Annotated in this window: 13 protein-coding genes; 2 read left to right on the forward strand and 11 right to left on the reverse strand. The window is 72.7% G+C overall.

Annotated elements, in window-relative coordinates; all coding sequences use genetic code 11:
- Positions 1-29 precede the first annotated feature (29 nt).
- Together EDF27_RS03240 and EDF27_RS03245 are read left to right on the forward strand one after the other, a co-directional pair.
- Entirely contained in the window at positions 30-1,349 is a 1,320-nt protein-coding gene (locus EDF27_RS03240) for an FCD domain-containing protein (protein ID WP_165931348.1), read from the forward strand.
- Entirely contained in the window at positions 1,346-2,131 is a 786-nt protein-coding gene (locus EDF27_RS03245; RefSeq protein WP_123655131.1) for an ATP-binding cassette domain-containing protein, read from the forward strand. The genes EDF27_RS03240 and EDF27_RS03245 overlap by 4 nt, the downstream gene beginning before the upstream one ends.
- Positions 2,132-2,234: 103 nt before the next feature.
- Here EDF27_RS03245 and hemL read toward each other — a convergent pair whose 3' ends face one another.
- The 11 genes from hemL to hemE all read right to left on the reverse strand — a co-directional run bounded on the left by hemL (position 2,235) and on the right by hemE (position 11,999).
- Entirely contained in the window at positions 2,235-3,584 is a 1,350-nt protein-coding gene (gene hemL, locus EDF27_RS03250; protein WP_132047311.1) for a glutamate-1-semialdehyde 2,1-aminomutase, read from the reverse strand.
- Positions 3,581-4,636, reverse strand: coding sequence for a porphobilinogen synthase (hemB, locus tag EDF27_RS03255; protein WP_279433175.1), 1,056 nt, complete (start codon positions 4,634-4,636; stop codon positions 3,581-3,583). Before hemB ends, hemL begins: the two co-directional genes overlap by 4 nt.
- On the reverse strand, positions 4,633-5,418 hold the full coding sequence (locus EDF27_RS03260; protein ID WP_279433181.1) for a uroporphyrinogen-III synthase: 786 nt from the start codon (positions 5,416-5,418) through the stop codon (positions 4,633-4,635). Before EDF27_RS03260 ends, hemB begins: the two co-directional genes overlap by 4 nt.
- 35 nt (positions 5,419-5,453) lie before the next feature.
- Positions 5,454-6,413, reverse strand: coding sequence for a hydroxymethylbilane synthase (gene hemC, locus EDF27_RS03265; protein WP_243698181.1), 960 nt, complete (start codon positions 6,411-6,413; stop codon positions 5,454-5,456).
- An 11-nt stretch (positions 6,414-6,424) separates the two neighbouring features.
- Complete coding sequence (locus tag EDF27_RS03270; protein WP_132047315.1) at positions 6,425-7,660, reverse strand: ferrochelatase; 1,236 nt, start codon at positions 7,658-7,660, stop codon at positions 6,425-6,427.
- Positions 7,657-8,415, reverse strand: coding sequence for a hydrogen peroxide-dependent heme synthase (gene hemQ / locus EDF27_RS03275; protein ID WP_132047317.1), 759 nt, complete (start codon positions 8,413-8,415; stop codon positions 7,657-7,659). Before hemQ ends, EDF27_RS03270 begins: the two co-directional genes overlap by 4 nt.
- Positions 8,416-8,484: 69 nt before the next feature.
- Positions 8,485-8,721 carry a DUF3618 domain-containing protein gene (locus EDF27_RS03280; protein ID WP_123655125.1) on the reverse strand — a complete coding sequence of 79 codons (237 nt, stop codon included), beginning with the start codon at positions 8,719-8,721 and terminating at the stop codon, positions 8,485-8,487.
- Between the two features lie 49 nt (positions 8,722-8,770).
- Positions 8,771-9,229: a phage holin family protein gene (locus tag EDF27_RS03285; protein WP_123655124.1), complete on the reverse strand. Its 459-nt coding sequence runs from the start codon at positions 9,227-9,229 to the stop codon at positions 8,771-8,773.
- Positions 9,226-9,480 carry a hypothetical protein gene (locus tag EDF27_RS03290; protein WP_123655123.1) on the reverse strand — a complete coding sequence of 85 codons (255 nt, stop codon included), beginning with the start codon at positions 9,478-9,480 and terminating at the stop codon, positions 9,226-9,228. The genes EDF27_RS03285 and EDF27_RS03290 overlap by 4 nt, the downstream gene beginning before the upstream one ends.
- Before the next feature lie 96 nt (positions 9,481-9,576).
- On the reverse strand, positions 9,577-10,893 hold the full coding sequence (locus EDF27_RS03295; RefSeq protein WP_132047319.1) for an FAD-dependent oxidoreductase: 1,317 nt from the start codon (positions 10,891-10,893) through the stop codon (positions 9,577-9,579).
- Positions 10,890-11,999, reverse strand: coding sequence for a uroporphyrinogen decarboxylase (gene hemE, locus EDF27_RS03300; protein ID WP_243698220.1), 1,110 nt, complete (start codon positions 11,997-11,999; stop codon positions 10,890-10,892). The genes EDF27_RS03295 and hemE overlap by 4 nt, the downstream gene beginning before the upstream one ends.
- Between the last annotated feature and the right edge of the window lie 47 nt (positions 12,000-12,046).

Raw genomic sequence — 12,046 nt, forward strand, 5'->3', positions numbered from 1 at the left:
ACACGTCGTCGAACCGGGACCGACGTCCCGTGTTCGACGACGCGTTCGCGCTGGTGCTCGCAGGCGTCCGGGACGGGACGCTCCGGGACGACACCCCGTACGACGTCCTGGCGCTGTGCGAGCGGTTCGACGTGCGTCCGGCCGTCCTCGGCGGTGCCCTGCAGCGGCTCGCCGACATCGGACTCGCACACGTGACACCGGGGGACGTCGTCCGGTTCACCCGGCTGGACCCCGTCGCCTGGGCGGAGGGGACCCGGCTGCTCGTCGGCCTCGTCGAGGTGTCGATGCGCGCGCTCGTGCCCGTCGCCACGGACGACGACGTCAGGCGGTACGAGGAGCTCGTCGCGGCCGCACGTCGCGCCGCGGCGGAACGCGGCGACGAACTCGACACGACGGTGCTCGCCACGATCGACTTCTGGGCGGAGCGCACGCCGGAGGGTTTCACCGCCCGGCTCCTCGTCCGCACGATGCAGCAGATGCGCTACGGGCTCGCCACCCGGCCGCCGTGGCAGGACCCCGACGACGAGGCGTGGCTCGCGTCGTCGCTGCAGGCCCTCCGGCTCCGCGACACCGGCAGTGCCGAGCGTGCGGCGCACGTGTTCGCCCGGCTGTGGGAGCGCTACCTGACGTCGAGCGCCGCAGTGCTCGGCACCGACCTCCGCCAGACGGCCGGGCACGCCTCCGACGACCTGTACTGGGCGGACTGGCGCCCGGACGCCGACTGGTTCGAGCTGCTGGGGTCGATCCGCGACGAGTCCCTCGTCCGTGGCCAGGAGTACCCGCTGCGAGCGCTCACCGCACGGTTCCGGGTGCCCCTGCAGCGCCTGCTGCCGATGATCCGCCGCCTCGAGGTGATGGGCCTCGTCGAGGCCGGTCCGGACCGCGAGGGCAGCGTGCTCGTCAGCACGCCGACCGTCGACGACTGGGCCGAGACGATCAGCCTGCTGCTCGGGCTGAAGGAGATGTGCGCGAGGAGCAGCATCCCGGTGCTCACCGACGGCGACGTCGACGAGCTCACCGCGCTGATCGCCCGAGCCCGCCGCGAGGCCCGCGTGCGCGACTACGCGTACACGACCACGCTGCTCGAGCTGAACCGCTTCTTCGCCCTCCGCAGCCCGAACCGGGCGATGCGCCAGACCACGACCGTGGTCATCGCCCGGCTGGCCTACATCCTCCCCGAGCCGCCGCCCTTCCGGCAGTGGGCGGTCGAGGACTTCCTCCAGCTCCTCGAGGAGGCCGTGACGTCCCGCGACCCCGACATCGCCTCGGACGCCTGCCACGCGCTCGCAGCCCACTTCGACGCCCACATCGTCGACGTCCGCACGCGGTACGGCAGCATGGAGTCGTGAACGACGTCCTCATCCAGGCCTCCGGCGTCCGTGTGACCCGGTCCGGCCGTGACCTGCTGCACGACATCGACCTGACCGTCCGCCGCGGGGAGCACTGGGCGCTCCTCGGCCCGAACGGTGCGGGCAAGTCGACGCTGCTCGCCGTGCTCGGTGCCACCGGGCACCCGACCGCCGGCACCGTCGAGGTCCTCGGGCGCCGGCTCGGCCGCGTCGACGTGCGGGAACTCCGGGAGCACATCGGGCACGTCGACCCGCGCCACCGGATGCTCTCCCCGCTGACCGTGCTCGAGACGGTGCTGACCGGGCTCACCGGGACGACGGACCTGATGATGCGGTGGGAACCGACCGCGGCCGAGGTCGCCCGGGCCGAGGAGCACATCGCCGCCGTCGGGCTCGCCGCCCGCCGGGACTCCCGGTGGCCGGTGCTGTCCCAGGGCGAGCGTGGACGTGCCCTCATCGCCCGGGCGCTGATGTCGGAGCCGCAGCTGCTGCTCCTCGACGAGCCGGCGACCGGGCTCGACGTCGCGGCGCGGGAGCACCTCCTCGAGACCGTCGACGCCCTGCGGCACCGTCACCCCGATCTCGGCAGTGTGATGGTCACCCACCACCTCGAGGACCTGCCCGCCTCGACGTCGCACGCGATGCTGCTCCGTGACGGCGCCGCGGTCGCGCAGGGCACCGCGGACGAGGTCATCACGTCGTCCGCGGTCTCGCACGCCTTCGACTTCCCGCTCGCCATCGCGCGGAACGAGGGCCGCTGGCACGCACGCCGGGCGGCGTAGCGGCCCCCTTCCCGATCGAGTGCGCAGCAGTGGCGGCCAGAGGGCCACTCGGACGACAACGACTGCCCACTCGACGGGCCGACCGGCGGCCGGGCGGTGGCCGCTACGCGGTGGCGGCCGCTGCGGCCTTCGCGGCGGCCGGCAGCGCGCCGAGCACCCGGTCCACGGCACGGTCGTCGTGGGCGGCGGTGACGAACCACGCCTCGAAGACGCTCGGCGGCAGCGTGACCCCGGCGTCGAGCATGCTGTGGAAGAACGGCGCGTACCGCCAGGTGTCCTGCGCGCGGACGTCGTCGTAGTTCTTCGGGGCCCGCTCGGTGAACGCGAACGAGAACAGGTTCCCGGCGCGCTGCACGGTGTGCGCCACGCCCTCGGCCGACAGCGCCTCGCTCGTCGCCGTGGAGATCACGGACGCGGTCCGGTTGAGCGACTCGTACACGGCGGGCGTCGCGGCGCGGAGCGTGGCGATCCCGGCAGCGACCGCGAGCGGGTTCCCGGAGAGGGTGCCCGCCTGGTACACGGGGCCGAGCGGCGCCAGGAAGTCCATCAGCTCGCGCCGACCGCCGAGTGCGGCGAGGGGCATGCCGCCGCCGATGACCTTGCCGAACGTGATGAGGTCGGGCTTCCACCCGGCGCCGTCCGGGACGACCTTCGACGCCTCGAGCCCCCACCACCCGGCGGACCCGACACGGAACCCGGTGAGGACCTCGTCCACGATGAGCAGCGCGCCGTGCGACTGGACGATCTGCGCGAGCGCCCGGTTGAACCCGCGGTCCGGCGCCAGGACGCCCATGTTCGCCGCGGCCGCCTCGACGATGACGCCGGCGATGCGCTCCGAGTGCTCGTCGAAGGCGCGGCGGACCGCGTCGAGGTCGTTGTACGGCAGGACGAGGGTCTGCGCGGCGGTCTCGGCCGTGATGCCCGCACTGCCCGGCATCGCCAGCGTCGCGACGCCCGACCCGGCCTCGGCCAGGAGCGAGTCGGAGTGCCCGTGGTAGTGCCCGGCGAACTTCACGAGGAGGTCCCGGCCGGTGTACCCGCGGGCCAGGCGGATCGCCGTCATCGTCGCCTCGGTGCCGGTCGACACCATCCGGATCTTCTCGATCGGACCGTCGCCGTCGACCGAGACGCGCTGCTTCACGAGTTCGGCGAGCTCGGTCTCGCCCGGGGTGGACGCCCCGAACGACAGTCCACGGGCGGCGGCGTCCTGCACGGCCTGCACCGTCGCCGGGTGCGCGTGCCCGAGGATCGCGGGCCCCCACGACGCGACCATGTCGACGTACTCGCGACCCTCGGCGTCGGTGACGTACGCGCCCTTCGCGGACACCAGGAAGCGCGGGGTCCCGCCGACCGAGCCGTAGGCGCGGACCGGCGAGTTCACGCCGCCCGGGATGCTGTTCTTGGCCCGGCTGAAGAGCTGGCCGTTCGTCGTGGTCGATGCTGCGGTGGTCATTCGGGGGCCTTCCCGGTCGAGGCGATGCCGGCGACGCCCGCCGTGCTTCCGGAGGTCCGGAGTCCGGCCTCGTCGTTGAGCTTCCGCGCGATCTCGGTCGCGAAGTAGGTCAGGATCGCGTCGGCCCCGGCGCGCTTGATGCCGACGAGCGACTCCATCGCGGCGGCGTCCCGGTCGATCCACCCGTTCTGCGCGGCCGCGGTGATCATCGCGTACTCGCCGGAGATCTGGTAGGCCCAGACCGGAACGGGCGACGTGGCGGCGGTCTCGGCGAGGACGTCGAGGTAGCTCATCGCCGGCTTCACCATCACGATGTCCGCGCCCTCGTCCACGTCCAGCGCGACCTCGCGGAGGCCCTGGCGTCCGTTCGCGGCGTCGATCTGGTAGGTCCGGCGGTCCCCGACGAGCGACGAGGAGACGGCTTCACGGAAGGGGCCGTAGAACGCGGAGGCGTACTTCGCCGCGTAGGCGAGGAGCGCCGTCCCGGAGTGACCGGCCGTGTCGAGCGCATCACGGGCGGCGGCGATCTGGCCGTCCATCATCCCGCTCATGCACACGAGCTCGGCGCCCGCCTCGGCCTGCGCGACGGCCATGTCCCGGTAGCGCAGCAGCGTCGCGTCGTTGTCGACGGAGCCGTCGGCGGCGAGCACCCCGCAGTGCCCGTGGTCGGTGAACTCGTCGAGGCACAGGTCGGACTGCACGACGAGGGCGTCGCCGACCTCGTCCTTCGCGACGCGGATCGCGACGTTGAGGATGCCGTCCGGGTCGGTGGCGCCGGATCCGGTCGCGTCCTTCGTCTCGGGGACGCCGAAGAGGTTCACGCCGCCGACCCCTGCTTCGGCCGCGGACACGAGCGCGCGACGGAACGAGTCGAGCGAGTGCTGCTCGACGCCCGGCATGCTCGAGATCGGGACGGCCTCGGTCGCACCCTCGCGGATGAACATCGGCAGCACGAGCTCGGCGGGGTGCAGCCGGGTCTCGGCCACCAGCCGTCGCATCGCGGGGGTGGCTCGGAGTCGGCGGGGGCGGACCTGGGGGAAGCGGCCGGTCACGGGGTGCCTTCCTGTTCGGGGGCGGTTCGGTTCGGGTTCAGGGTGTCGACGACGGCGTCGAGGAGTGCCTCTGCGGAGCGGGACGGGGCGACGACGTGCACGGCCAGGCCGGCGGCACGGGCCTCCGACGCGGTGCCGGGGCCGATGCACGCCACGAGGGTGCCGGGGTCGAGCGGGGTCATCCGACGGGCGATCTCCCGGGCGACGCTGCCGCTCGTCACGAGCACCGCGGCGGGCACCGTGTCGAGGGAGACCGGCTCGTCACCGGTCCCGACCGTACGGTACGCGACCACGTCGTCCACGTCGATGCCCCGGGCACGCAGGCCGGTCGCCAGGGTCGGCGCCGCGATGTCCGCGCGGGGGAACAGGACGGTGCCGTCGGTGTCCGGCATGGCGTCGACGAGCGCTGCCGCCGACGCCTGGTCGGGGACCAGGTCGACAGCCCAGCCCGCAGCACGCGCGGCACGTGCGGTCGGCTCACCGACCACGGCGACCCGAAGAGCGGACGGGAGGCTCGCCACGCGTCCGGCGACCACCGTGACGGCGGTCGCACTCGTCACCACCAACCACGTGTACCCGGCCGTGCGCCCGGCTGCGCCGACGTCGGGACGCGAGCGGGGCCTCCCGTCCGGGGTGGCGGCGACCAACCGCGCGACCGCACGGTCGAGCGGGACCGGATCGGCCGGGGGCTGCGTCGCGATCAGCGGCACGATCCTCGGTTCCAGTCCGCGTTCCCGTGCGGCCGCGGCGACACGCTCCCCCCAGTCGTCACCGCGGGGGATGACGACGACGGGCCGGTGCGTGTCCGTGACGGGGCCTACTTCACGGAGTCCGCGAGGTCGGCGAGGTCGCCCGCGCCGTTCTCGAGCAGTTCCGCGGCGACGCGGCCACCGACCTCGAGTGCCTCGGCGAGGCGGTCCTGCGCGGAGCCGTCGAGGACCGCGGCGTGCGACGCGGTGCGGTACTCGGAGCCGTCCGGGCGGTAGACCGTGGCGGAGACGAGGAGCATGTCGGCGTCGACGATGGCCGTCGCACCGATGGGCGCTGAGCACCCGGCTTCGAGCTTCGCCAGGACCTCGCGCTCCGACGTCACCGTGAGACGGGTCGCGGCGTGGTCGATCTTCTTCAGCGCGGCGAGGAGGGTGCGGTCGTGCTCGTCCGATCGGATCTCGATCGCGAGCGCACCCTGCCCCGGAGCGCTCGGCCAGAAGCCGAGGTCGAGGAGCTCGGTCGCGGCGTCGAGGCGTTCGATCCGCCCGAGACCGGCGGCCGCGAGCACCACGGCGTCGAGGTCGTCCTCGACGCGGCCGAGCCGGGTGTCGATGTTGCCGCGGATGTCCACGACGTCGAGGTCCGGACGCTTCGCCTTGAGCTGCGCGACACGGCGGGGGGAACCGGTGCCGACCTTCGCGCCCTCGGGGAGGGTCTCGATCGTGCCGGCGTTCCGGGCGACGAGGACGTCGCGGGCGTCGGCGCGCTTCGGCACCGCGGCGATCGTCAAGCCGGGGTACGGCGCGGTCGGCAGGTCCTTCAGCGAGTGCACGAGCACGTCGACCTCACCCGCGACGAGGGCCTCGCGCAGCGCGGACGCGAAGACGCCCGTGCCGCCGAGCGACGCGAGGGAGGCACGGTTCGTGTCGCCCTCGCTCGTCACGGTGACCAGCTCGACCGGCCGGCCGGACGCCTTCGCGATCCGGTCGGCGACGTCCTGGGACTGCGCGACCGCCAGCCGGCTGGCGCGCGTGCCCAGACGGATCGGTGTCGTGGTGTCGGTCACGGCAGCGGCGCTCACGGCGCCAGACCGGCCGCGGCGGGCTTGAACCCGGCGCGCTCGTTCTCGCAGCAGCCCGGACGGCAGACGTCGTACCAGGGGCCGAGGTCCGTCTCGTGCGGACGCTCCGCGGTGGGCGTGCCGTTGACGCGCTCGAGCACCAGGTCGACGAGGCCGGCGACGTACGCCGGGTCGACGCCGGGCGTCTGCGTGCGGATCGACCAGAAGCCGAGCTCCTGGGCGGTCTCCGTGGCTTCTTCGTCGAGGTCCCACATGACCTCCATGTGGTCGCTCACGAAGCCGAGCGGGACGATGAGCACGGCGCGGGTCGGGCCGCCCTTGAGCTCCTCGTTCATGTAGTCGTTGATGTCGGGTTCGAGCCACGGCATGCTCGGCGGGCCGGAACGCGACTGGTAGACGAGCTTCCACGCGGGCTTCGACGTGCCCTGCAGGCCCGCGTGCTCGGGCTGCTCGAGCAGCTCCGCCCACGCCTGGTCGAGGACGACCTGCGCGACGGCCTCGTGCTGGGCGGCGTACGCGCCGTCGGGGCCGAACCCACGGAAGTCCGGGCCGGACTTCGCGGCGTCGGACGACGGGATCGAGTGCGTGGAGAACAGCACCGTGACCTCGGTCGCGACGTCGAGGTCCTGGTTCTCCGCGATGGCCTTCGCGAGTCCGTCACGGACACCGTCGACGAAGGGCCGGACGAAGCCCGGGTGGTCGAAGAACTGCCGGACCTTGTCGATCTTCACCGTGTCGATGAGCCCGGTGGAGTCGAGCACCCGGGCGAAGTCCTCGCGGTACTGGCGGCAGCTGGAGAACGACGAGTACGCGCTCGTCGCGATCGCGATGAGGTTGCCGTAGCCCCGCTCACCGGCTTCCTTCACGACGTCCTCGAGGTACGGGTCCCAGTTCCGGTTGCCCCAGAGCACGGGGAGGTCGAGCCCGCGCGAGCGGAGCTCGGTCTCGAGCGCGGCCTTCAGCGCACGGTTCTGGTCGTTGATGGGGCTCACGCCACCGAAGTGCCGGTAGTGGTGTGCCACCTCTTCGAGCCGCTCGTCCGGGATCCCCCGGCCGCGCGTGACGTTGCGGAGGAACGGGATGACGTCGTCCTGGCCCTCGGGGCCGCCGAAGCCGGCGAGCAGGATCGCGTCGTACGCGACCGGCGTCTCGACGTGCTCGGGACCCGTGGCCGCGGCCGGGGTCGCTCCGATGACGAGCTGACCGTTCGTGATGTTGCTGGTGTCGGTCACGACAGCACCTCCGGGAGTTCGGCGGTCGTCACCCGACGACCCGTGAAGAAGGGCACCTCTTCGCGCACGTGCATGCGCGCCTCGGTGTAGCGGAGGTCCCGCATCAGGTCGACGAGGTCCACCAGGTCCGGGCTCTCGAGCGGCAGGATCCACTCGTAGTCGCCGAGCGCGAAGGACGCGATGGTGTTCGTCAGCACGCGGCGGTACTTCGCGCCCTGGATGCCGTGGTCGCGGAGCATCTTCGAGCGCTCCTCCTCCGGCAGGAGGTACCACTCGTAGGACCGGACGAACGGGTACACCGTGATCCAGGCCTCGGGGTCCTTGCCGCGGAGGAACGCGGGCGTGTGGCGCTTGTTGAACTCGGCTTCGCGGTGCATCGCCATCGCGTGCCACACCGGTTCGGCGTCCTGGAACAGGCCGGTCCGGCGGATCTCCCGCAGCACCGCCTGGATCGCCTGCGCGTCGTCGCCGTGCAGCCAGATCATGACGTCGGCATCCGCGCGGAAACCGGACACGTCGTAGAAGCCACGGATGGTGACACCGCGCTCAGCGGCCGACGCGATCACCGCGTCGAGTTCCGCGACGGCGTCGTCACCGGGCCGGTGGATCGGGCCGAGGGGCCGACGGAACACCGCCCACAGCGCGTACGCCGTGAGGAGGTTCGGGTCGACACCGGAGTCCGGGGAGGTCTCGTGGGGGGAAGCGCTGTCGTGCGGCCCGGAGCCGTTGTGCGGAGCGGGCACGGTGGAACTCATGTGGTCCATTGTCCTATCGGTTGCAAGGAACGGTCGCGCCCCTGGACCGCAGTGGACCCCCGATCGGATCTACCGCCGTCGGAGCACCGTCACGACGATACCCCCGACCACCGCCACGCCCGCTGCGAGCCCGGCCAGGTACGGGGGACGCTTCTCGACGACGCCCCGCTTCACCTTCGACGCGGCGATGCCGATCTGCTTCGGGACGTTGAGCTTGTCCTCGATCGCGTCGAGGGTGTCGAAGAGCTGCGCGCGGGTCGCTGCGACCTGGTCGGCGAGCTCGTCGTGCGGGTGCGGGTCGGTCACTGGTCCTCCGTGGGGTGGTGCAGGGGTGTGCGTCGCGGGTGCGTCGACGTCAGAACCGGCCGCCGACGTCCGGGTTGCGGGACGCGTGCTGGGTCTCGGGCGTGGGCTTCTTGCCCATGCCCTTGACCGCGTTGATGTCGTTCTTGACGCTGTCGATCGTGCGCTTCGGCGTGATCGGCAGCCCCTTCTTGAACCGCTTCCAGCCGACGAACCCGAGGATCCCCGCGACGACGAGCATCACGAACGCGAGCACGAGCGCGGCGAGCCACGCCGGCATGATCGTCGCGAGGCCCATCACGGCCGCGGTCAGGAGCACGCCGATCGCGTAGAGCACGATGACGAGCGCCACGACGAGCAGGGCGGCGGCGATGGCGAAGACCTTGGCCTTGCCGACCAGCTCGGCCTTGAGGAGCGCGATCTCACCCTTGACGAGGTTCTTGACCAGCTGCGGGACGTCCCCGACGAGACCGAACAGCGATCGCGATTTCCGGTCACGGGTGTCGGTCATGAGGCTTGGGCGTCCTTCTTCTGGCCGACCTTGCGCACGACCTTCTTGGTCTGCTCGCCGACGAACTCGGCGACGTCGGGAGTCTTGTCCGCGACGAACTCCTCGACGTTGTGGACGCCCTTCTGGACGCCGTTGCTGTTCCAGATCTTGCCGCTGACGGTCTTGATCTGTTCGTACCGCGCCCGTCCGGCTCGCGATCCCAGGACGTACCCGAGTGCTGCGCCGGCGACGAACAGGAGCCTGCCTCGCATGGTTCCTCCGATTGGTCAGTGTGTGCGGTGGTCATGCGCCGAGCGGAATGTCTCGGCGTTCCACCAACAGTAGCCCTCGGGGGGTCGGCGGTCCGCTCAGGAAGCGAGGAGGTCCCGGACGGCGGATCGCGTCGTCCCGACGATCCCGGCCAGGCCCCGTCCTGTTGACGCCTCGCCTGTCCCGATCACGCCCTCGGCCAGGCCGGCGGGCTCGGTGTCCGGCCCCGACCACCGGACGCGCGCGGCTCCGACGACCTGCTCCGGTCCGACGTGGACGCCGAGCAGGGCGGTCGCGTCCGCCGTCGCACGGGCGCCCGTCTCGTCACGCGGGTCGACCGGGAGGCTCGTGCCCTGGTCCGCCTCGTCGGCCCGGTCCGCCCGGTAGCTGAGCCGCAGGACGTGGCGACCGTCCGCCGCTTGAGCCAGCCACGGCCACTTCGCGGTCGCGTGTGTCAGGGCCTTCGCGCGGACACCGGTGGCGTCCGGGTGCACGAGGATCCCGGACCCGCGCGGGGCGGCGTCGAGCTCGGGCTGCTCCACGACGAGTGTCACGAGCTCGATGCCGGTGCGCGACGGCGATGCCGCGCGCTCCGGATCGGGGACGGTGGCGACGACGTGGTCCGCGACGAGCCGCTCGACGTCGCCGTCGGGGCCGGCGACCTCGACCGCGGCCCGTTCGATCCGCAGTGCCCTGGTGTGCAGCCGGACGTCGACCCGGTACGTCTCGAGGTCCGCGATCAGCTCGTCGACGATCCGGACGATGCCGCCGCGGATCCCCCGGACCGCGGAGCCGGCGGTCGCACGCTCGCGCAGGGTCACGACGGCCCGCGCGAGGGAGCCGTCCCGGAGCAGTGCCTCACGGAGGCCAGGGGCCACCCGGTCGGGGTCGAGGTCGTCCGGGTGGGTGGAGTGCACGCCGGCGACGACGGGGACCACGAGGTCGTCGAGGACCTTGGCGCCCATCCGCTTCCGGACCAGCTCGCCGAGGCTCGCGGCCCGCGACCCCACGAGCGAGGGCAGCAGGGAGTCCATCTGCGCCCGCAGCCCGCCGGCCTGTCCGACGACGGCGAGCACGTCGGCCGCCATCGGGACGCCGGGGATGCCGAGCAGCCCGGTCGAAGGCATCGGTGCCGTGCGGCCGTCACGGGTCATCAGCCAGGCGCCGCGCGGGTCGGGGTCGACGAGCTCGTTCCCGAGACCGAGCTCGATCGCGAGCGAGGCGACCGCGTCGGTCCTGGTCGCGAACGACTCGGCGGCCATGTCGACGTCGATCCCCGCGACCGTGTGCCGGCGGATCATCCCGCCGAGCGTGCCGGAGGCCTCGACGAGCACCACGTGCACGCCCGCCTTCGCGAGGTCCCGGGCGGCGAGGAGCCCGGCGACGCCGCCCCCGACGACGACCGCGCCTCTCACGCGGCAGCTCCGTCGCCCGCGCCGCTGCCGAGTCCGTGGACGAGCTCGACGACCCGGGTGAGCACGGTCGGGTCGGTCTCCGGCGGCACACCGTGCCCGAGGTTCACCACGTGCGCCCGTGCGGCGCCACCGCGGCGGACGACGTCGCGGACGTGCGCCTCGAGGACCTCCCACGGGGCGGCGAGCATCGCCGGGTCGATGTTGCCCTGCACGGTGACACCGGTGCCGACGCGCTCGACGGCCTGGTCGAGCGGCAGGCGCCAGTCCACGCCGACCGCGTCGACGCGGGGTCCGGCGGTGTCGTCGCCGAGGGTGGTCATGTCCCGGAGGACCTCACCGCTGCCGACGCCGAAGTGGATGCGCGGGACACCGAGGTCGGCGACGTGGGACAGCGCCTGCGCGGAGTGCGGGGCGACGTGCTCGACGTAGTCCGCACGGGACAGCGAACCGACCCAGGAGTCGAAGAGCTGCGCTGCCGACGCCCCGGCGAGCACCTGGGCGCGGAGGAAGGTGCCGGACACCTCGGCCGCCCAGCCGAGCAGCCGGGACCACGTCTCGGGGTCGCTGTGCATGAGCGTGCGGGCGCGGATGTGGTCCTTCGACGGGCCGCCCTCCACCAGGTACGCGGCGAGTGTGAACGGTGCGCCCGCGAACCCGATCAGCGGTGTCGAGCCGAGTTCGGCCACGGTGCGGGCCACGGCTTCGGAGATCGGTGCGAGCGACGCCGGGTCGAGGTCCTGCAGCGCGTCGACGTCGGCGGACGTGCGGATCGGCGAGCCGAGCACCGGACCACGACCGGGGACGATCTCGACGTCCACGCCGGCGAGCTTGATCGGCACGACGATGTCGCTGAAGAAGATGCCCGCGTCGACCCCGTGCCGGCGCACCGGCTGCAGCGTGATCTCCGACGCCATCGCCGGGTCGAGGCAGGCGTCGAGCATGGCCGTGCCCACCCGGAGCTCCCGGTACTCGGGCAGCGAACGGCCCGCCTGGCGCATGAACCACACCGGCAGGGTCTCCGGTCGGTCACCCCGGAGGGCCCGGACCAGCGCGGATCCGGCGGTGCGCCCGTCGGCCAGCGGGTGCGAGGACGGGAGGGCGGAGATGGGTGCATCGGTCACCCGTTGATTCTCGCAGCAGCGGCATCGTGAAC

Origin of the sequence: Curtobacterium sp. PhB136, assembly GCF_004346855.1 — a bacterium.
Lineage (GTDB): Bacteria > Actinomycetota > Actinomycetes > Actinomycetales > Microbacteriaceae > Curtobacterium.